This window comes from Larkinella knui, assembly GCF_003858645.1.
Classification (GTDB): Bacteria; Bacteroidota; Bacteroidia; order Cytophagales; family Spirosomataceae; genus Larkinella; species Larkinella knui.
Genome location: NZ_RQJP01000003.1, coordinates 769,557 through 791,673, shown reverse-complemented (window position 1 = coordinate 791,673; position 22,117 = coordinate 769,557). Strand labels below are relative to the sequence as shown.

General features: G+C 53.7%; 13 protein-coding genes. 9 read left to right on the top strand and 4 right to left on the bottom strand.

The window, feature by feature from the left end; genetic code table 11:
- The first annotated feature begins 3 nt into the window (after nucleotides 1–3).
- The 5 genes from EHT87_RS17300 to EHT87_RS17280 all read left to right on the top strand — a co-directional run bounded on the left by EHT87_RS17300 (nucleotide 4) and on the right by EHT87_RS17280 (nucleotide 6,394).
- The gene (locus EHT87_RS17300; RefSeq protein WP_124907903.1) at nucleotides 4–1,083 is read left to right on the top strand and encodes an alpha/beta hydrolase; all 1,080 of its coding nucleotides are present in this window, start codon (nucleotides 4–6) and stop codon (nucleotides 1,081–1,083) included.
- Nucleotides 1,084–1,110: 27 nt separating this feature from the next.
- Nucleotides 1,111–2,229, top strand: a complete 1,119-nt coding sequence (locus tag EHT87_RS17295; protein WP_124907902.1) for an alpha/beta hydrolase-fold protein — start codon at nucleotides 1,111–1,113, stop codon at nucleotides 2,227–2,229.
- 124 nt (nucleotides 2,230–2,353) lie between these two features.
- Nucleotides 2,354–4,201 carry an alpha/beta hydrolase-fold protein gene (locus tag EHT87_RS17290; protein ID WP_374756033.1) on the top strand — a complete coding sequence of 616 codons (1,848 nt, stop codon included), beginning with the start codon at nucleotides 2,354–2,356 and terminating at the stop codon, nucleotides 4,199–4,201.
- 55 nt (nucleotides 4,202–4,256) lie between these two features.
- Entirely contained in the window at nucleotides 4,257–5,309 is a 1,053-nt protein-coding gene (locus tag EHT87_RS17285; RefSeq protein WP_124908148.1) for a glycoside hydrolase family 43 protein, read from the top strand.
- 23 nt (nucleotides 5,310–5,332) lie between these two features.
- On the top strand, nucleotides 5,333–6,394 hold the full coding sequence (locus EHT87_RS17280) for an endo-1,4-beta-xylanase (protein ID WP_124907900.1): 1,062 nt from the start codon (nucleotides 5,333–5,335) through the stop codon (nucleotides 6,392–6,394).
- A 108-nt stretch (nucleotides 6,395–6,502) separates the two neighbouring features.
- On the opposite strand, the gene EHT87_RS17275 is transcribed toward EHT87_RS17280, so the two are convergent.
- The 4 genes from EHT87_RS17275 to EHT87_RS17260 form a co-directional block, all read right to left on the bottom strand.
- On the bottom strand, nucleotides 6,503–7,900 hold the full coding sequence (locus EHT87_RS17275; RefSeq protein ID WP_124907899.1) for an efflux transporter outer membrane subunit: 1,398 nt from the start codon (nucleotides 7,898–7,900) through the stop codon (nucleotides 6,503–6,505).
- Nucleotides 7,897–9,003, bottom strand: a complete 1,107-nt coding sequence (locus EHT87_RS17270; protein WP_124907898.1) for an efflux RND transporter periplasmic adaptor subunit — start codon at nucleotides 9,001–9,003, stop codon at nucleotides 7,897–7,899. Before EHT87_RS17270 ends, EHT87_RS17275 begins: the two co-directional genes overlap by 4 nt.
- Nucleotides 9,004–9,105: 102 nt before the next feature.
- On the bottom strand, nucleotides 9,106–12,252 hold the full coding sequence (locus EHT87_RS17265) for an efflux RND transporter permease subunit (RefSeq protein WP_124907897.1): 3,147 nt from the start codon (nucleotides 12,250–12,252) through the stop codon (nucleotides 9,106–9,108).
- 258 nt (nucleotides 12,253–12,510) lie between these two features.
- Entirely contained in the window at nucleotides 12,511–17,163 is a 4,653-nt protein-coding gene (locus EHT87_RS17260; protein WP_124907896.1) for a translocation/assembly module TamB domain-containing protein, read from the bottom strand.
- A gap of 147 nt (nucleotides 17,164–17,310) precedes the next feature.
- Between EHT87_RS17260 and tsaD the strand changes: the two genes are divergently transcribed.
- The 4 genes from tsaD (at nucleotide 17,311) to EHT87_RS17240 (ending at nucleotide 21,946) form a co-directional block, all read left to right on the top strand.
- Entirely contained in the window at nucleotides 17,311–18,306 is a 996-nt protein-coding gene (gene tsaD, locus EHT87_RS17255; protein WP_124907895.1) for a tRNA (adenosine(37)-N6)-threonylcarbamoyltransferase complex transferase subunit TsaD, read from the top strand.
- Nucleotides 18,307–18,348: 42 nt separating this feature from the next.
- A complete protein-coding gene (locus EHT87_RS17250) occupies nucleotides 18,349–19,185 on the top strand; it encodes an MOSC domain-containing protein (RefSeq protein ID WP_124907894.1) in 837 nt (278 codons plus the stop codon).
- A gap of 45 nt (nucleotides 19,186–19,230) precedes the next feature.
- On the top strand, nucleotides 19,231–20,085 hold the full coding sequence (locus EHT87_RS17245; protein ID WP_229321140.1) for a hypothetical protein: 855 nt from the start codon (nucleotides 19,231–19,233) through the stop codon (nucleotides 20,083–20,085).
- A gap of 103 nt (nucleotides 20,086–20,188) precedes the next feature.
- Nucleotides 20,189–21,946, top strand: a complete 1,758-nt coding sequence (locus EHT87_RS17240; RefSeq protein ID WP_124907893.1) for a phospho-sugar mutase — start codon at nucleotides 20,189–20,191, stop codon at nucleotides 21,944–21,946.
- Nucleotides 21,947–22,117 lie beyond the last annotated feature (171 nt).

Below are 22,117 nucleotides of genomic sequence, written 5' to 3'. Positions count from 1 at the left end.
CTCATGAAACGTCATATCTATCTTTTCCTGTCTTTCCTTTTGTCGGCTAGTGCGGTAATGGCCCAGCAGCGGCCGCCGTCCATCAGCTCGCCCGATGTGCACCCCGACCACAGCATTACGTTCCGGTATTTTTCCCGGAAAGCCCAGAAAGTGACGCTGAACGGCGAATTTCTGAAAGCACCGGTCGCCCTGACGAAAGATACGTCGGGGATCTGGAGCGTAACGGTACCGCCCGTGAAACCGGACATCTATCCGTATAGTTTTTCGGTGGATAGCGTTCAGACCGCCGACCCGAATAACACCTACATCTTCGCCAATGAACGATTCAAGCGGAGCATCGTCGATGTGCCGGGCGATCAGCCGCTGGTTCATTCGTTGCAGAACGTACCGCACGGGAAAGTTAGTTACCGCTACTACAAATCCGGCACGTTGGGCGTTACCCGGCAGGTACTGGTCTATACCCCGCCCGGTTTCAATCCGAACGGCAAAACCCGATACCCGGTTTTGTACCTGATTCACGGCGGTTCGGATACGGAAGAAACCTGGACCAAAGTGGGCCGCGCCAACCTGATTGCCGATAACCTGATTGCGCAGGGAAAAGCCAAACCGATGCTGATCGTCATGCCGTACGGAAACGTCCGCCCGGCACCAATGCCGGATTTTACCAAAGATCTGGTCAATGACATCGTGCCGTTTATCGAAGCGAACTATCCCGTCAGCAAAGACAGCAAAAGCCGGGCGGTAGCCGGTTTTTCGGTGGGCGGAGGGCAGACGCTGAACATCGGCCTGACCAATCCCGACAAGTTTGCCTACGTGTGTTCCTATGCGCCGTACACCGCGACGGAAGAATTTAAAAAGAACTTCACCGACTGGTCGCCCAACGCCGGGCAGCTGAACAAACAGGTAAAGCTGTTTACGATCAGCGTCGGAACCGAGGATTTTCTGTATGAACCAGTGAAACAAAACATTGCTATGTTCAAGGAAAAGGGTCTGAACGTAGAACCGCTGATCGTGCCGGGCGGCCATACCTGGATGAATTGCAAGCTCTATCTGGCTACGACCTTGCCGCAGCTTTTTAACTAATTTTTATTCCTTTAAACCAGTAACTATATGATGATCAGGATTCTAACGCTATTGCTCGCAGCCACTTTAGCGGGCACCAACTGTTTTTCGCAGGCTACCCAACCGGCGGTGGCCGAGGATTTTAAACCCTCCACTCTGAACCAGCCGGGGCAGGAATACCCGCAGGTGAACTCCCAGGGCTACGCCCGCTTTCGGATCAAGGCACCCAAGGCCGATAGTGTTCGGGTGAGCCTGGGGCTGGGCGGACGCGGAGGAACCCGACTGACAAAAGGAGACGACGGTTTCTGGACCGGCACCACGGAAGGACCGTTGGACGAAGGCTTCCACTACTACCACCTAACCGTCGACGGAGGCACCTTCAACGATCCTGGCGCTTTGAATTATTACGGATCGGTTCGCTGGGAGAGCGGTATTGAAATTCCGGCGCACGATCAGGACTTTTACGCCCTGAAGGACGTTCCCCACGGCAACGTGCAGCAAATTCTTTTTCCGTCCAAAAGCACCAGTACCTCGCGCCGGGCGTTTGTGTATACGCCACCGGGTTACGAGAAAGAAAAATCGAAAAAATATCCGGTGCTGTATTTACAACACGGCTGGGGCGAAGACGAAACCGCCTGGAGCAACCAGGGACACGCCAATCTGATCATGGACAACCTGCTGGCGGACGGCAAAATCAAGCCGTTTATCATCGTGATGACTTACGGGATGACCAACGAAGTGAAATGGGGCCGGATGAAGGATTTTAGCATCGTGCCATTTCAGACGGTTCTGGTCGACGAACTGATTCCGTACGTGGATGCCAACTTCCGCACCGTGGCCAACAAGGACAACCGGGCGATGGCGGGTCTGTCGATGGGCGGTATGGAAACCCACACGATTACGCTCAATAAACCGGACGTTTTTGGTGCTTACGCCCTGCTAAGTGGTGGGGTCTACAACCCGGAGGAACTCAAGGATAAATCAAAAGCCAAACTCATTTTCCTGAGCTGCGGCAGCAAAGAAAACCCGGATCGCGTGAAGAAAGCGGCCGCCGATTTGAAAGCGGCCGGTTACAATGCGGTTTCGTTCGTTTCCGAGAAAACCGCCCACGAGTTTCTGACCTGGCGTCGCAGTCTGCATGAACTGGCTCCGTTGCTGTTTAAATAATGAAAAGCCAGTAAAACGTATCAATACCATGAAAAAATTTTCATTCCTAATCAGAGCCTATCTCGCCGTTACCATTGCGCTATTCGTAAGCGCAACGGCTTTTTCGCAATCCATTGAAAAAGAAATGCCCGCGGGCTTCGATCAGGTGCGCCCGGGCATCGCCACCGGCAAACTGGATTCGGTTCAGTATGCGTCAAAAACCGTGGGTACGAACCGTAAAGCGTTGATTTATACGCCACCGGGGTATTCCAAAAAGAAAAAATATCCGGTTTTGTATCTGTTGCACGGCATCGGGGGTGATGAAAAAGAATGGCTCCGGGGAGGCAAACCGCAGGTGATTCTGGATAACCTGTACGCGGATAAGAAGCTGGAGCCAATGATCGTGGTGATGCCCAACGGCCGCGCCATGAAAGACGATCGGGCGGTAGGAAACGTGTTCGACAAAGACAAAGTGGAAGCGTTCGCGACGTTCGAGAAAGACCTGCTGACCGACCTGATTCCGTATGTGGAGAAGACGTATTCCGTTTTGAAAGACCGCGAACACCGCGCCATTGCCGGGCTGTCGATGGGGGGCGGGCAATCGTTGAACTTTGGTCTGGGCAATCTGGACAAATTTGCCTGGGTGGGCGGTTTCTCATCGGCCCCCAACACGAAAAAACCGGAAGAGCTGGTGCCCAACCCGGAGGAAGCCAAAAAGCAGTTGAAACTGCTCTGGATTTCGTGCGGGGATAACGATGGCCTGATCACGTTCAGCAAACGCACCCACGATTACCTCTACGAAAACAAGGTTCCGCACGTGTATTACATCGAGCCGGGCGTCCACGACTTCAAAGTCTGGAAAAACGGGCTTTTCATGTTCTCCCAGTTTCTCTTTAAACCTGTCGATGTGGCTTCCTTGCCAAAATATTCGATTCTGGGTACACCGGCTTCGACCAACATTCGTTCCGCCAAATACCCGCAGATTTTGCCGGATAACCGGGTCGTCTTTCGGGTAAAAGCACCGGAGGCCCAGAAGGTGCAGATCGACCTGGGTAAAAAGTACGCAATGGTGAAAGACACGAGCGGTTTCTGGACCGTCACGACCGATTCCATCAGCCGGGGTTTTCATTATTATTCGTTGCTGATCGATGGCGTTGCGGTGGTCGACCCGGCCAGCGAAACCTTCTACGGCATGGGCCGCATGGCGAGTGGGATCGAAATTCCGGATCAGGACGGCGGGTATTACGCCCTGAAAGACGTGCCGCACGGCGAGATCCGGATTAAACGCTACCTGTCGAAAGCGTCGAATGCCTGGCGTGAAATGTACGTTTACACCCCGCCGGGCTACGATCAGTCGGCGGAGAAATACCCGGTTTTGTATCTGCTGCACGGCGGGGGTGAAGACCAGCGCGGCTGGGCCACGCAAGGGAAAACGGGCATGATTCTGGACAATCTGATTGCCGAAAAGAAGGCCAAACCGATGGTAATTGTAATGCTGGATGGCAACATGCCCAACGCGGGTGGTCTGGCCGGTTTCAACGAAAACGTCCTGCGCGCTTTTGAAAACGAGCTGAAACAGGGAGCCATTCCGTTTGTCGAAAGCAACTTCCGGGTCGCTACCGACGCGAAAAACCGGGCGCTGGCCGGACTCTCGATGGGCGGTTTGCAGACGTTGTATGCGGGCATCAAGAACACCGATCTATTTTCGTCTCTGGGCGTGTTCAGTTCGGGCTGGTTTGCCAACAATCCCAAGTTGTCGGAGCCTCAGTATGAGTTTATGAAAACCAATGCCGCAACGATCAACGGCAACCTGAAAACCCTCTGGATTTCGATGGGCGGGAAAGAAGATATTGCGCACCAGAACTGTCAGGTTATGATGAAAAAGTTTGATGATTTGGGCATCAAATACCAGTACAGCGAATACGCCGGCGGACACACCTGGCCGGTCTGGCGGCACGATCTGTTTGGTTTTTCGCAGGTGCTGTTCAAATAAAAGGGCGTTTCAGAACCGGATGCCGCAGTTTATTTTTTAATCTTATACGAATATGATGAAACGAGCCTACACAACTCTACTGGTAGCTTCCCTGGCCGGTTGCTCGCTAACCACCCTCGCGCAGACGAACGGTGGCAAAAATCCCATTTCGCAACCGTTGGTATCGCACATCTACACGGCTGATCCGTCAGCCCATGTGTTCAACGGCAAAATTTACATCTATCCCTCGCACGACATCGATGCCAAAGACGTCAAGGAAGACGACGAAGGGGGTCATTTCGCCATGCGCGACTACCACGTCCTGTCGATGGATAAGATTGGTGGCCCCGTCAAAGACAATGGCGTAGCGCTCGACATCAAAGACATTCCCTGGGCGGGCCGTCAGTTGTGGGCACCCGACGCAACGTATAAAAATGGCACGTACTACCTTTATTTTCCGGTCAAAGACAAGCAGGATGTTTTTCGCATCGGCGTCGCCACCAGCAAAAGCCCAACGGGGCCGTTCAAGGCCGAACCGGAGCCAATAAAAGGAAGCTACAGCATCGATCCTACGGTTTTTCAGGATACCGATGGCAAAGCGTACCTGTATTTTGGGGGCATCTGGGGCGGGCAGTTGCAACGCTGGGATAACAACCAGTATAACCCGAAAGGGGCGTTGAAACAGAAAAATGAAGTGGCTTACCTCCCCCGCGTTGCCCGGCTGAGTGCCGATATGAAAAGCTTCGCCGAGCCGGTTCGGGAAGTGCAGATTCTGGATGAGAACGGAAAACCGTTTCTGGAGAAAGACAACGACAAGCGGTTTTTCGAAGCTGCCTGGCTCCACAAATACAACGGCAAATACTATTTCTCGTATTCGACCGGCGATTCGCACAATCTCTGCTACGCCATCGGCGACAATCCGTACGGACCGTTCACCTACAAAGGCCTGGTGCTGAAACCCGTACTGGGCTGGACCAACCACCATTCCATCGTGCAAGTGGGAAACAAATGGTACCTTTTTTATCACGATGTCCAGCTCTCCGGCAAGACTCACCTCCGAAATGTGAAAGTAACCGAGCTGACCTACAATCCGGACGGAACCATTAAAACCATCGACGCTTACAAGTAATCGACTCTAAAAACTAGTTACTCATGCGTAAACTAAGCTCCTATGTGTTGATTGCCCTGTCAGTCGGCTTCGTGGCGCCCGAGAAAGGGCTGAAGGATTATTACAAAAACTATTTCCCGATTGGCGTGGCCGTCAACCCGCGGATGGTGCAGCCCGGGCCGGACGCCGAATTGATTAAAGCCCAGTTCAACAGCATGACGCCCGAAAATGCGATGAAAATGGGCCCTATTCATCCCGAAGAAAATCGCTACAACTGGAAGGATGCCGACGCCATTGCCGACTTTGCCCAGCAAAATAGCATCAAACTACGGGGGCATACGCTCTGCTGGCATAATCAGACGCCCCGCTGGTTTTTTACCGATTCAACGGGCAAAACCGTGAGCCGGGAAGTGTTGCTGGCTCGTCTGAAACGCCATATTACTGACGTAGTGGGCCGGTATAAAGGGAAAATCTATGCCTGGGATGTGGTGAACGAAGCTGTTCCTGATACGGGCAAAACCCTCTACCGCAAATCGAAGTTTTACGAAATTATCGGCGAAGACTACATCGAAAAGGCGTTTCAGTACGCCCACGAAGCCGACCCCGCGGCACAATTGTTTTACAATGATTATAATACCGAAAACGCATCGAAACGGGACCGGATTTATCAGCTTTTGAAGAAGTTAAAGGACAAAGGCGTCCCCATCGATGGAGTGGGTTTGCAGGCCCACTGGTCCATTTACGAGCCAACCGCGCAGGAACTGGAGGAGTCCATTACCAAATTTGCCAGCCTGGGCCTGAAGATTCAATTTACGGAAGTTGACGTGTCGGTGTACCCGAAAGAACACGAGCGCCGGGCCAGGAAGGATACCGACAAAAGCGAGTTTACGCCGGAGATGAATGACAAACAGGCGGCCCACTACAAAATGCTGTTCGGGGTATTTCGCAAGCACCGCGACAAGATTACCGGCGTTACGTTCTGGAATCTGACCGACAAGTATTCCTGGCTGGATAATTTCCCGGTTCCGGGCCGCAAGGATTATCCGTTGTTGTTCGACCAGAACGGCCAGCCCAAGAAGGCATTTCAGAGTGTGGTGAACTTTTAGGCGACATCATTGCTTGCGCCTGGCTGGGGGTAAAAGTACAAAACCACACGCCGGAAAAACGGGGTTTTTGCCTGTTTTTCCGGCGTGTGGTTTTTGTTGTGTTTCCTGTTAAAAACTTCCGCCCAAAGCTTTCAGCAAAGCGACGGTATACGATGCCCGCTGACTTTGCAGCAACACCAGCTGGCGTTCGGAATCGAGAACCGTGCGTTGTGAATCCAGTACTTCCAGAAATGTGGTCAGCCCTTTGACGTACAGTTCGCGATTGAGTCGTTCGGTATACCGTGCCGATTCGAGGGCCAGATTTTGGGCGTCGATCTGCTGGCGCATGCTCTGCAGATTATCCAGGGCGGTTTCGGCTTCGCGCTGGGCCACCAGCATCCGCTGCTGATAGGCATAATCGGCGGTTTTGAATTGCTGCTGCGCCAGAACGATGTTCTGTTGATTGCGTTTCCCTTCAAAAAGCGGCACACTGGCGTTGATCCCCAGCAGGTAGGTCATACTGGCGGGGAAAAACAGGCCGCCGATCCGGCCGGTCAGCGTTCCGCCCGCGCCCACGAGGTTGATGCGGGGATACAAAGCCGCCCGATTCACCTGAATCTGGACATTGGCCGCCTGAGATTGCTGTTCGGCCTGGAGCAGATCGGGCCGACGGCGGAGTTGATCGGCCGAAATAGCCGTGAAAGGCAATTCCGGAAAACCGGTTCCCAACCGACCGGTCGATACCGTAAAGGTGGCCGGATTCTGTCCGCAAAGCCCCGCCAACCCGTTGACCAGTTCCGCGCGGCTCCGTTCCAGTCCCAGCAACTGAACGCGGACATTGGCAATGTCGGTTTCGGCGCGTTTGGCGTCGATTTCGTTCGTTAAACCTGCCTGAAAGCGGGCGCGGATGATTGAAATGGTGGAGTCGCGGAGGCCAATGTTTCGGCGAATAACCGCCTGTTCGCTGTCGTTGGCGCGGATGAGGTAATAGAGTCGCGCCACTTCCGAAGCCACAATCAGTTGTGTAATGTGAACATCCGATTCGGTAACCTGCCGTTGTAAATCGGTAACCCGAACGGTATTCCGAATGCGCCTGAATAAATCCACTTCGTAACTGGCGTCGATCGGCAGGATCTGAAGCGTGTTGAGTTGCAGACGCGGCAATCGTTCGCTGGTGACCGGAACAGCCACGGGGCGGTATTCCGACAAGCTCTGGGTATTGAAATTCATACTACTCCGGATGGAGGGAGCCAGAAACGACTCGGCCACCCGAACCCGAATCCGGGCTTCTTCAACCCGGCTGACGGCCACCCGGATGTCGGGATTACTGGTTAATCCCAAATCGATCAGGGAATCCAGCGTTGCGTCGCGGAAAACCGCCCAGCCGCTGCGTGCCGGATCCGATTGTGATGATCCGGGCGAAAACGAACCACCCGATGTACTGCCTGAAGAAGCCGCCGGTTGGGCCCGTGAAACCGTACCAGCAAGCCATAAAAAAGTGAAACTGAAAAGTGCCGTTTTTCTCATACTTTTTGTTTTGTCGCCGGGCTTTGTCCCTGCAATTTAATCCGAACCTGCTGCCCATCCTTGAGCCGGTCGTTGGGATTGGTTACGACCTGTTCCTGACCCTGCAAACCATCCAGCACTTCGAGGGTCGTGCCAAAATCCCGGCCCAGCGTAATGGGTTGAAAACGCAAAACCCGGTTGGGTTGGACCACCACGATACGCGGTCCTTCCGACGTCACCAGCAGGGTGTTGGCCGGAATAATGACGGGCGGATGCAGGGCATTGAGCCTGAATTTCACCTGCCCGTATAAACCGGATACCAGCTCCTGATTCCGGTTTGGAATGGCCACTTCGGCCAGCAACGTGCGCGACTCCGTGCGCAGGGTACCGGATGTACGAACGACCTTTCCGGTAAACGATTTGTTCAGTTCCGGTACATTGACCACGGCCGACATCCCGACTTTAATCAACTGGTAATACGTCTGGGGCACATCGACGTATACCCGAAGGGTATCCAGTTGCGATACCGTAAACATCGGTATCGCTCCGCCATTGCCGGTTGACACCAGATTGCCCACTTCGGCGTTCCGGGCGGTGATAATTCCATTGAACGGTGCCCGGATTTCCTGCAGGGCTTTGAGGGCTTCCAACCGCCGGAGCGTGGCCTGGTTCATTTCGTACGTCGCCTGCCGGTTGTCCAGATCCTGCTGGGAAATCGCACCGGGAAGGTTCACACTTTTCAGGCGATCCAGGTTCGATTGGGCCAGCCGGACGTCGGCGCGCGCGCGGATCAATTCCTGATCGAGTTCGGGCGCTTCCACCGTCGCCAGCATCTGACCGTTGCGAACGTTCGAACCGATGTCGACAAACCGGCGTTTCAGAAAACCCTGCGTGCGGGCGTAAACCGGTGTTTCGCGGAACGGCATAATCTGTCCCGGCAACAGCAACCCGGTCGTGTCGGCCGAGTGCGTCACGGAGGTGACCGTCACCAGTTCCTGCCGGTTTTTCTGATCGTCGGCTTCCGCCCGGAGCTCCTGCGTGTTTTTGATCCGGGGTAAAATACCGACAAACACAAACAGCAGAATCAAACTTAAAGGTACTAACCAGATCCAGATGCGTCGCATGGTTGGGAATTGTAAAGAGTTTTAAGTGTATGCTTTATTGGTTTATCGTTTAGGGTTTATCGTTTATAGGTGGTTCAGGATCAATAAACTATAAACCCTAAACTATAAACCAGTTTGTTTCTTTCCGGCTAAATAACTGAAAACCACCGGCACAAACAGCAGGGTTGTGAAGGTAGCCAGCAGAAGTCCGCCGATCACGGCCCGGCCCAGCGGAGCGTTTTGTTCCCCACCTTCGCCGAGGCCCAGCGACATGGGCAACATCCCGATCACCATCGCAATGGCGGTCATCAGAATGGGGCGCAACCGGGTTCGGCCCGCTTCCATGGCGGCTTCCATGGCGTTGAAACTCACGTCGGGCAGGTGGTCTTTTGCAAAACTAACCAATAAAATACTATTCGCCGTGGCCACCCCGACGCTCATGATGGCACCCATCAACGATGGAATGCTGAACGTGGTGTGCGTCAGGAACAGCAGCCAGACCATACCGCAGAGGGCACCCGGCAGGGCGGTAATGATGATGAACGGATACCGGAACGACTGGAAATTGACCACCATCAGCAGATAAACCAGCACGGCAGCAAAGACAATACCGATGCCCAGGCGGGAAAAGGCGCTGTTCATGCTTTCCACCTGACCCCTGATCAGAATCTGATTGCCCGGTTTGAGCTGCGTCCGGTATTCGGCCAGAATCTTTTCGATGTGATCCGAAACCGATCCCAGATCAGACCGTTCTACCGATGCGTAAACGTCGTACGTGGGCTGGGTATTGACGCGGTTGATGATCACCGGCGTCAGTTTCCGCTCCACCGTCGTGACGTTGCTGAGCAATTGGGGCATCGAGCGGCCCTGACTGCCCGCCATCGGCGTTTGCATCAGCTTATCGAGCGTGTTCAGGCGGTAGGGTGGGGTTTGAACGGCAATCAGGTAGGGGAAACCGGTTTGCGGATCGGGCCAGAAATTGGGGGTAACCTGCGCCGTTCCGCTCATCGAAATCATCAGGTTGGTCGCAATTTTCTGTTCATTCAATCCGAGTTGCCCCGCCCGTTCCCGATCTACATTGACATACAGTTCGGGCGCGTCCAGCACCTGGTGCAGGTGGACATCCACCGCACCGGGAACCTGCGCGATTTTCTGCTGAAGTTCCCGGGCAATTTTCAGGTTGTTTCCCCGGTCAAAACCCATTACCTGCACGTCGATCGGGGCGGTTAAGCCAAAGTTCAGAATCTGGCTGACGATGTCGGCCGGTTGAAAAAAGAAGGTCACATCCGGTAATTCTTCCCGAAATAGCTGACGGAGTTTTCGAATATACTCCTGCGTTGGGCGGCTTTTTTCATCAGTCAGCGAAACCAGCAGTTCCGCATCGGCGGCACTAATGGACGAGTTATCCGAGAAAATGAAATTATAGCGTTCGCTGGTCAATCCAATGTTGCTGATGATCGAACCCACCTCCTTGCCCGGAATGACCTCGCGCACGAGGGCCTCGGTTCGACTGGCGATCCGCTCGGTTTCTTCCAGACGACTCCCGGCGGGAGCGCGAAGGTGCAACCGGAACTGCCCGGCGTCGACACCGGGGAAAAAGTCCCGGCCAATAAACGGAACCATCGCCGAAGTAAGCAGAACAACCAGGACGAATACCGCCAGAACGGCCCTTCGGTGGCCCAGCGCCCACTCCAGTGCGTGGAGGTAGCGGTTTTGCAACCGGTCAAAACCGCGGTTGAAACGGGCGTGCAGACCCCGGTCGGCAGCCCCGGCAGTCGGTGTGTGCGATTCTCCGCGCAGCATCAAATCGGCCATCATCGGCACCAGCGTTCGGGACAGGATATACGACGCCAGCATGGCAAACACCACGGCCAGCGCCAGCGGTCCGAAGAGGAAACGTGCCGGTCCTTCCAGAAACAGAACCGACACAAATACGATACAGATCGTCAGGGTTGCCACCAGCGTCGGCGTGGCAATCTGCTGCGCCCCTTCCAGAATGGCCCGGCGAAGCGGTAATCCCAGTTCTTCGTTGCGGTGAATGTTCTCGATGGTTACCGTGGCGTCATCAACCAGAATACCGATGGCCAGGGCCAGACCGCCGAGCGTCATGATATTCAGTGTTTCACCCATCAAATACAAAACCGTCAGGGAGGTCAGGATCGAAAGTGGAATCGAAACCGCCACGATCAGCGTACTGCGCCAGCTACCCAGAAACAGCAGGATCATGGCCGCCGTCAGCAAAGCCGCAATTAATCCTTCAACGACAACACCATGAATGGATGCCCGAACGAAAACCGACTGATCGAACAGGCCGACAATCTTGAGGTTGCTCGGTGCCGCAGCCCGCAGGGTGGGAATAATTTCATTCTGAATTTTGTCGACAATCGCCGTCGTCGAGGCATTCCCGATTTTGACAATGCTCATCAAAACGCCCCGCCCGCCGTTCTGCTTCACCACATTGGTTTGGACAGACGAGCCATCGTGGACATTGGCGACGTCGCGCATGTGAATCGTAACGCCATTAACCGCTTTTACCGGAATGTCGTTCAGCGACTCGATGACGTCGGGTTTTGTATTCAACCGAACCACATATTCCCGTTCGGCCAGACGCAACTGGCCGCTGGGCAAGGTCAGGTTTTGGGCCGACACCGCGTTGACCACCTCTTCGGGCGTGACACCCCGGGAGATCATCAGACTCGGGTCAAGATCGACCATGATCTGGCGTGTTTTTCCCCCAAAGGGCTGCGATAACCGGCTCCCCTGCACGGTAGAAATCTGGGGCCGAATCCGTGTGGTGCCGTAATCGGTGATCTGGGATTCGGTCAGACTGTCGCTCGACAGCCCCAATTGCAAAACCGGAACGTCGGTTGCATTATACCGGACAATGAGCGGAGGCTGGGTGCCGGGCGGCATCCGCAGCCGAATCGTCTGGGCAATGGCCGTCACCTGCGACATGGCTTCCTCGATTTTGACTGTGGGTTGGAAATAGACCTTTAAAACCGCCGTTCCGTTATACGTTTGTGACTCCAGCCGCTGCACGTCGCTTACGTTATTGATGATCGACGTTTCGCTGAAATTGGTGATCATTTTCTCCATTTCATTGGTCGACAGACCCGTATAGCCCCAAATGACCGATACCACCGGAATGTTGATCCGCGGGAAAATGTCGGTGGGCATTTGAACGATGGAAACGACGCCCATGATCAGAATCAGCAGGCCCATCACAGCGATGGTGTACTTCTTCTCAAGCGCTAAACGGACAATCCACATGGCAGGTGATCGGGAAAAGTAGCATGGCTACTTTGAATAGAAATTGGACGGATCGAAGGAGAGATGGCGTGAAACCGATTGTTGTGACAACAGTTATTGACTTTGAAAAGGTTTCGGTAACTCTATAGGTTTATGTAAATTCTTCGTATTGCCAAATAATCTATCGTATCCACGGACTAGAGCCGTGGTTTACTTCCCAGTGTGGGAGCCAGAATTATCATACGGACTAAACGAGCCGCCCGGCGGTCCGTGGGTACATTACAACTGGCTATCGTCCAGGTCGCGAAGTGCCGAGGTTTCCGTTGCGGGGACGGTGGTAGCGGGTGCGGGCCGTTCGATTGGGGTTGGGCGCGTCCGAATACCGGGTTGTGGAGGTTCGGGAGCGGGGCCAAACAGGCGGTTGAACGAACGGGTATACTGAATACTCATGCCGCCCCCGGTCGTCAGCGTTCCGTACGTGGTGGCGTTTAAAGAGCCAAGCTGATTCTGATTGCGGTTATACATTTTCAAACGGAGCTGACCGTCGGGCGAGAGCCAGTATTCCAGCGTCCATTCGCCCAGCAGACTCGCCACGCTGGTCTGGTTCTGGCCATACGTAAAACCGCCGTCCCGGCTGATCCGGAAACGATCATTAAAGCGGTACGAAAGCCGGACCTGCAGGTTGTTGACCAGATTTTGATCCAGGCCATTGAGCGAAACGCCCACATCCAGATTCTTGTCCAGGGTAGAAGCCAGGCGGCTGATCTGGTTGGAAAGTAACTCACTCAGGCTGTTGGTCAAGCCCGAACCAACCACGTTGCTGCTCGTCGATGACGCCGGATCGATCAGGCCCAGCCCTTCGCCGGGTGCCAACTGGCTGAATAACAGAATGCTGCTAACCTGACGGCCTAATTCCTGATCGTTACTCTTCAGGCGCGACTCGAAAGCGGCCACGGCCTGCCGGAAATCCGGTTGTTGCGGATATTCTTTTACTTTCAGATCGTAGGAAATATCCGGCGCTAACAACCGCCCGTTCAGATTAATCAGCAGATCGACCGGATACCGGCGCGTGCGGTCGGGATTGTTGGACGAACTGGACGAATAATACTGGAGAATCGGGGCCAGCGAAGCATATTGTGTGTAGGCGGTTTTGACGTCTACCATCGCTTCGTAGGGGTCGCCGGTCCAGGTGATGCGGCTGTTGGGCAACATCTGAAACCGTTTGTTGATCACATTCTCAAACGTGAACGTATATTCGCCTTGCTGGATTTCGTAGGCACCCGTCATCGTAAAGTCCCCTTTCGTATCGATCCGCATCGCCAGCTGACCACTGCCGTACGCCTTGATGATATCGCCGGTTTGGCGGTCCAACTGGATTTCACAATAAGCATCGGGCGTAATCGACAAGTTGAAATCCATGCGGATTCCGGACAAATCAACCTCGGGTTCAGTCGGTTTATTGACGCTGTCGCGGTGGGCCGGGTTCACATTGACAAACCGGATCACTTCTTCTTTCGTAACCGTAGCGGCCTGATCGAGCGGAATGTAAATCTTGGTTCCGCGGTTGCTGGTCACATTGGCGCGGATCGCCAGGTTCTCGAACGGCCCTTCGATGCCCGCCCGCCCGCTCACCACGGCGGTTCCATAAAACTGGTCGTTGTCTTTGAGCGTAGTGTTCAGAATCTTGAAATTCTTCATATCCACGACGTTCAGATCTACCGTAAAATACTTGAATCCGTCGTGGAAAACGCCACCCCGCAACGTGGCACGACCGCCGTTCAGGTCCGTGAGAACCATATTTTTGGCGACAATCTCACTGGGGCCAAAATAGATTTTATCCGAAAAACCGACATCGGCTTTCAGATAGTCAATGGTCAACCGGCCATTATTAATATCGACCGTGCCACCCAGAACCGGGTTGCCGGCTTTTCCTTTTATCGTAACAACGCCGGTGGCCGTTCCGCCAATATTGGAAGCAAGGCCTTTCACAAACGGCTCTGCCAGCCGCAGGTCGGTGCCTTCCAGAACCGCCTTCAAGTCGAGCGGATTGGCGGCCGATTCACCCGGGGTGTAAATACCGGTTATGGCCAGCACTTGCCGGTCGAATCGCCGGATTCGCGTGTCTAAATTGATCCGGTTCGACTGGTCGAGCGTACTGCGGTTTACGACGTTTCCGATCAGGAAATCATTGTATTTCAGGGAGTCGATGGTGATGGCTCCATCGAGCAAAGGCAAACCATACAGACCCCGCACGGCTACTTTTCCGTTGGCAACGCCGGAGACTTTGGTTTTAAAAACCGGATTCAGCGTCTCCAGTAAAAAGTTTTTAGCCTCCACATCGAGCGTTTGCAGTGAATCCTGTGAGGCTTTTCCACTGACGGAGATATATTGATTGCGGTTGGAAACCGACAAATTCCGTACGGTAATTTCCGGACCGACAATCCGGATCAGATTTTCGGGCGAAATGGTCCAGACGCTGTCCAGCAGCCGAAACCGGGATTGTTCGAGTTCAATATCGATGGCATCGCCTTTGAACGTCAGCGAACCGTTCAGGTCTGCCCGGTTGGTGCTTTTCTGCTGAAGCAGACTAGTCGTAAAATCGATGTGGTTGACATCCCACGACGCTTCGGCCTGGAGGTTTTCGGTGGCCGCCAGCGAACCGAATTGCTGCTGCGTCGAGTTGATAATCAGCGAAGCCAGAACGTCCGGTGAATTGACAAATTTGGAGGTGTTGAGGTCGATCGTGCTTTTGTAAAAATTGTATTCATCCACTTTCAGCGTATCGATCGCACCGGTCAGCGTCAGCAGGGAAGACTGATCGACGCCAAAGCGGCCTTCCAGCTTCGTATTGGGCGAAACATACAGCGACGGATACACCAACGTCAGCAACGGCTGCGAATTTTTCAGCAGAAAGGAATAGTCGATGTTGTAAGGAAAAACGGGAACGGGTTTGCGCAGTTTTTCCTGGTAATAGGCGGTAAGTCCGGCGGCATTTCCGGCAAAATTCAGGCGGTATTCCTTCGCAATCCGGTTTAGATCATCGGCCACCTGGGTCAACTGGAAATTCCCTTTCAGGTTAGCGTCGAGGTAATCGGAATTTACCGAAATTGACCGTTCGTTTCCGGTAATCGAAGACGCCATGAACAGGGTATCTAAAACCAGATTTCGCTTTCCGTAGGTCACAAAAGTATTCAGGAGCCGGGCATTGCCGACCAGCTCGTTTAGCGTGTTTCCCACCAGTTGCACGTCCAGGTCACTGCGAACAATCAAGCTGTCATTCAGTAAGTTGGTGGCCAGGAAGTTCGCCTGTTGGACCGTTCCGCGAACATCGAACAGATTTTTCGGGCCGCGCAGATCAAACGCGCCGTTCAGGCTGAACGTCAGATTGGTGTCTTTGACGCTGACCTGGCCCCGAAAAAAAGACTGTTTCAAATTGCCCTGTACGACCAGATTGCGGTAATTGTATTTTTGAAAACCGACGCGGGTAAACTGCGCATTCAAATCGAGCGAGCCGTCTTTGATGGTCAATCCGCGGCCCACAAACTTGCCTTGTCCGTCAACCCGTTGAACTAAGTCGGGCTGGTCGATGAGCGAACCGACATTGACATCCGCCAGCTTCAGATTACCGCTGTAGGTGGTTCCCTGATCGCCATTGAGGTGCAGCGCCAGATCGCCCGACACCGTGCCAATCGCCGTTTTGAAGGTCCCGACGGTTTTGAAATCAATAAACCGCCCGGCGTAGGTAGCGGCAAAATCGAGCCTGCCAATTTTGTTGACAATCCGGTCGAAATCCGGATCGGAATAATACGGCCGGATATCGGCCATGATGACCTGCGACGGCTTGAACCGGAAATCGACCAGCGTATTCTCGTCACTGTCCGGTAATCCCTTGAAGGCCAGATCGCCCACCAGCCGACTCCGTTGCTGGTGCCCAAAGCGGATGTCGGCGTTGGTGACTTTGAAATTTCGAATCCGCCCGACGTAGTCGCCCGAAGCGCGGGCCACGTCGAAGTTATCGTTAAAATACGACGTAAACGGGGCCAGGTCCTGCGCCCGGACGACGGCATTCCGCAGGTTGGCCCGCATGATCACCTCGTCATTGAACTCGTTGAAAGCCGAAAAACTATCGTACGAAAAAACCAGCCGGTTCCGCACCGTCGAGCCGTTGATGCGGGCGAACAGACTGTCGAGCCGCATTTCCTTGGCGCAGTAGAGAAATTTCGTGTCGAGCCGGTGAATCTTCAGATTGGCCTGTTTCTCAAAGCCCTTCATGCGTCCGATGTTCACCGCAATGGTGTCGCCCAGCAGCAGAAAGTTGTTCAAGTTTGCACTTAACCCGCTGACCAGAAAGTGATTGTAATCGAAAAGCCGTCCGCCCATGGTCGGTTTTCGATTGTCGTTGTAGGTAAACCGACCGTCGATCAGCGTAGCTTTGCCGATGGTAAACGGAATATTCTGGTTGGCGATGGACGGTTTGGTCGTATCGCGGGTCATCTCGTTGATGCGTTCCAGAAAATCGTCGATGTTCAGATTACCGGTTTTGGCGTCTTTCACCAGATCGACCTGGGGCTGATACAGCAACACTTCATCGAGGTGAATATCAGTCGCCGAATTGTTGATCAGCGTTTCGAGGGCCAGTGTAACTTCCAGCCGGCCCACGTTGATCATCGGTTTCAGGTCGCGGTTCCGAATCGTCACTTCTTCGAGCGTGACGGAATTGACCCAGACCGTAGGAAAGGAAAAATTGATGTCGATCCGCTTGATGTCGACCGGAAAGAGGAGTTTTTCAGAAACCCGTTGGGCGGCATAACGTACCACTTTTGTCTGTACTGCCGGTATTTGCAGACTGACAACCACGATTCCGGCCACCAGCAATACAACCAGGACGGTGTAAAGCAGGGTTTTGAGAAGTATGGTGAAAAATGAACGCATTTAGCTTGAATAAACAATGAACAGTAAAAAATGAACAATCAGAGGCAATTCATGCGTCTTGATTTGATAAATCAAGGAGGCTGTGAAGGGCTTTTCATTTCGGTCCGCCGATGCGGTTCATTGTTCATTATTCATTACTTTTGAAAAATGACAATTCTGGCAATTGAATCTTCCTGCGACGAGACGTCGGCTGCTGTATCTGTTAACGGAAAAATACAATCCAATGTTGTAGCAACGCAGTTAATCCACGAACAATACGGCGGTGTCGTCCCCGAACTGGCCTCGCGCGTGCATCAGCAACGGATCGTACCCGTGGTCGAACGCGCGCTGCATGAAGCAAACATACAAAAAAACGCGCTAAATGCCGTCGCTTTTACGCGCGGACCGGGTTTATTGGGTTCACTTCTGGTCGGAACCTCGTTTGCCAAAGCGCTGGCGCTGGCGCTGGCCATTCCGCTCATCGAGGTACACCACATGCAGGCGCATGTTCTGGCGCATTTCATCGATGAACAAGCCACGCCCCGGTTTCCGTTTCTGTGCCTGACCGTCAGTGGCGGCCATACGCAGATTGTGTTGATCCGGGATCATCTGGAGATGGAGATCATCGGGCAAACGCAGGACGACGCGGTGGGCGAAGCCTTTGACAAAACCGCCAAACTGCTCAATTTGCCGTATCCGGGCGGGCCACTCATCGACCGGTATGCGCAGCAGGGCAATCCGCTGGCGTTCCCGTTTCCGGAGGTCGAAATGCCGGGGCTGGATTTTTCGTTCAGTGGCATCAAAACCGCTTTTCTGTATTTTCTCCGCGACCGCACCAAAGCCAATCCGGATTTTATCGCGCAAAATCTGCCGGACATCTGCGCCAGCATCCAGCATACGCTCATCAGGATTCTGCTGACCAAACTCCGGAAAGCCGCCCGGCAAACCGGGATTCGGGAAATTGCGCTGGCGGGCGGGGTTTCGGCCAATTCCGGGTTGCGGTCGGCCCTGGCTGAAATGGGACGCCAGGAGGGCTGGAAGGTGTATATTCCGAAGTTCGAATACTGCACCGACAATGCGGCTATGATTGCGATGGCGGCCCATTTCAAGTATTTGAAAGGCGAATTTACCTCGCAGGAGGTGAGCCCGCTGCCGCGCTGGTAAAACGGTTTTGGTACCCATCGAACACCGCCTTACCTTTGACGCATGAACACACCTGTTTTAAAAGAAATCCGGATTTATCCCATCAAATCGCTGGGCGGTATTTCCCTTTCCGAAGCGGTGGTTGAGCGGAAAGGCTTTCGCTACGACCGGCGGTGGATGCTCGTGAAACCCGACGGAACGTTTCTAACCCAGCGGGAGAATACCGTCATGGCGCTGGTCGAGGTGGCACTGACCGACCGGCAGTTGCGGGTTTATCACCGCCATCGTCCGGATGATGTACTGGAAATACCGCTTGAAGAAACGACGGAAGAACAACTGACGGCGTATGTGTGGGAAAATCAGGCGGTTGATTCACGGGTCGTTAGTCAGCAAGCCGACGACTGGTTTAGCCGGCTGCTGGGCTTTCCGTGCCGGTTGGTGTATATGCCCGAAACCTCACTTCGCCCGGTCGATCCTGCGTATGCCCAGCCCGGCGATGTGGTCAGCTTTGCCGATGGCTACCCGTATCTGGTGATCAGTACGGATTCGCTGGACGAACTGAACCGGCGGGCGGAAAAACCGCTGGAAATGAGCCGTTTTCGCCCGAATCTGGTGGTAGAAGGCGTTTTGCCGCACGATGAAGACACCTGGTATCGTTTCAAAATTGGTGACCTATCGTTTTATGGCGTAAAACCGTGTGCCCGCTGCGTTCTGACGACCATCGACCCGGAAACGAGCCGGAAAGGAAAAGAGCCGCTTAAAGCCCTGGCAACCTACCGCAGGCTGGACAACAAGATCCTGTTTGGCCAGAACGTTCTGGCCGAAACGCCGGGACTACTGCGGGTTGGCGAACCGGTAACCATCCTCGAACGACGCCCCGCCCGACTCCCATTTTCTTAACCATTCATTTTTCTGTTCGTTTACGGATGGAACAGAAGCCTTCCTATGAAGTTTTATTACTCGATTAAAAACCTGCTGCAAAAAGCGCACTACCTCAGTCTCGATGTGGTCGCCGGAGCGGTTATTTCCCACATCATGGTGGCCCGTTTGCCGGATGGCCACCGGCCGGTTGGCTGGGCAACAACGGTTTTGCTAGCGATTTGCGTGTTTGTTATTTATGCGGCTGACCGCTTATACGATGTTCGCAAAAATCTGAATTCCAATGCGGTATTGACGCTCCGTCACCGTTTTCACGCCGAAAACCAGCACCTGCTGATGCGTGTTTTGGCCGGCCTGGTCGTCATGGCAGTTATTCTTTTATTCTGGTTACCCCGGAGCGTTTTGTGGTTTGGCGCGGGTCTGGCGCTGATTTCGGCGGCTTACGTTTGGGGCGTTTCGCGTCTGCCCGCTTCAAATGCCAAACTGGCGTGGAAAGAACCTGTGGTGACGTTGCTGTATACCGTGGGCGTCTGGGGGAGTTCGTGGGTGCAGAAGCCGACCCTGGGCTGGTCCGAAATCGGGCTGGCGGTTTTGTTTCTGCTGATCGTTTTTCAGAATCTGCTGCTGTTTTCAGTCATGGAAACCTACGAATTTCCAGACAACTCGTATTCGCTGGCGACCATCTGGGGATTCGACCGGAGCGACGTCATCCTGCGGACATTGACGGTGGTCATTACGGTGTTGGCGCTGGTGATTTTCTTCATGGCCGACGACCGGTTTGCCCAGCGGGCGGCCATCATCGAAGGCATGATGAGCGCGGTTCTGTATATCATTCAGCGGTACCCGAACCGGTTTTTAATCAACGAACGCTACCGGTGGATCGGCGACGGCGTGTTTTGGCTGCCGGTATTGATTTTGTGATCGTATTATCCACTTTTTTATCGTTTAAAAACCTTTTACCAAAACGATTTGACGCCTTCATTTAGAACTGTAAATTGGCGGCCGATTCTAACACTCATCCCTTATGACAACTGCAATTGATTCTGCCACCCAGGCAACCATCGACCATTGGCTCAACGGCAATTATGACTCTGATACGAAAGCCGCCATCCGCACCTTGCTGGACAACGGCGAATCGACCGAACTCATCGACTCATTTTATAAAAACCTGGAATTTGGTACCGGCGGTTTGCGGGGTGTAATTGGCGTCGGCTCCAACCGGATGAACCGCTATACCGTTGGCGCGGCCACGCAGGGCCTGGCCAATTACCTGAATGCGGCTTTTCCGGACCAGGCCATCAAGGTCGCCATTGCGCACGATAGTCGCCGGATGAGCCCGGAGTTCGCCCGGATTGTCGCCGATATTTTCTCGGCCAACGGCATGGAAGTCTACCTGTTCAGCTCCCTGCGCCCGACGCCCGAATTGTCGTTCGCCATTCGTCAACTGGGCTGTCAGAGCGGTATTGTCGTGACGGCTTCGCACAACCCGCCGGAATACAACGGCTATAAAGCGTACTGGAACGACGGCGGGCAGGTGGTGGCCCCCCACGATAAAAACATCATTACCGAAGTCAATAAAATTACGTCGATCGACGACGTGAAATTCGAGGGTGTGCCCGAACGAATTCACCTGATCGACGAAGAAATCGACAGCGTGTACGTCGAACGGATCAAGTCGAATTCCATCAATCCGGAGGTCATCGCGCGGCAAAAGGACCTCAATATTGTTTACACGCCCATCCACGGCACCGGTATTACGCTTGTTCCGCGCGTTTTGGAGGCCCTGGGCTTCACCAATGTGAACATTGTGGAGGAGCAGGCCAAACCGGATGGCGATTTTCCGACGGTGAAATCGCCGAACCCGGAAGAGCGCGATGCCATGCGGCTGGCGCTGGAAAAGGCCGAAGCCATCAATGCGGATTTGATTATGGCCACCGACCCCGATGCCGACCGCGTTGGTTCGGGGGCCCGCAATCACCACGGCGAGTTCGAGTTGCTGAACGGCAACCAGATGGCCAGCCTGATCATTTATTATCTATTGCAGGCCTGGAAAGACAACGGCAAACTGACCGGCAAAGAGTTTGTGGCCAAAACCATCGTAACGACCGACCTCATCGACAAGATGTGCGCGGAATACGGCGTTTTCTGTTACAATACGCTGACCGGTTTTAAGTACATCGCCCAGATTATCCGCGAACTCGAAGGCCAGCAGCAGTTTATCGGTGGGGGTGAAGAAAGTTACGGCTATCTGATCGGCGATTTTGTTCGCGACAAGGATGCCATTGCGTCCTGCGCCATGATCGCCGAGTTGACGGCCTACGCCAAAGACAAAGGGCTGAGTCTGTTCGACCTGCTGATGGAAATGTACCAGAAGTTCGGCTTCTATTATGAAGGACTGATTTCACTGACCAAAAAAGGCAAATCCGGGGCTGAGGAAATCCAGCAGATGATGGCCGATTTCCGGGCTAACCCGCCCAAACAAATCGCCGGATCACCGGTTTTGCGCGTCGACGATTACGCCAGTCTGGAGCGTACCGATTTGACTACCGGTGAAAAAACCGCTATTGAAGCCGGGAAAATGGGCATCGAGTCGTCGAACGTGTTGCAGTTCTTTACGGCCGATGGAACGAAGGTTTCGGCCCGTCCGTCAGGTACCGAACCGAAGATTAAATTTTACGTTGGCGTGAACGAACCACTGGCCCGGAAGGAAGATTTTGATGCTGTTTATGAGCAGTTGAAACAAAAAGTGCAGACGGTAATGACCGATTTGAATTTGAAATAACTCGTTAAAGTGCTATATAACAGCCGTTTAAGGTATAAAACCGAGACATTGTCTCGGTTTTTTTATATTTACTCCTGAAGAGTTTATCAAAAAACGCCTGGGGTGGCTGTCAAGTGGTTGACTTTTAGAAAGAAAAAAGCTTATTTTCGTAACCTCGCGCGGGAATACGTA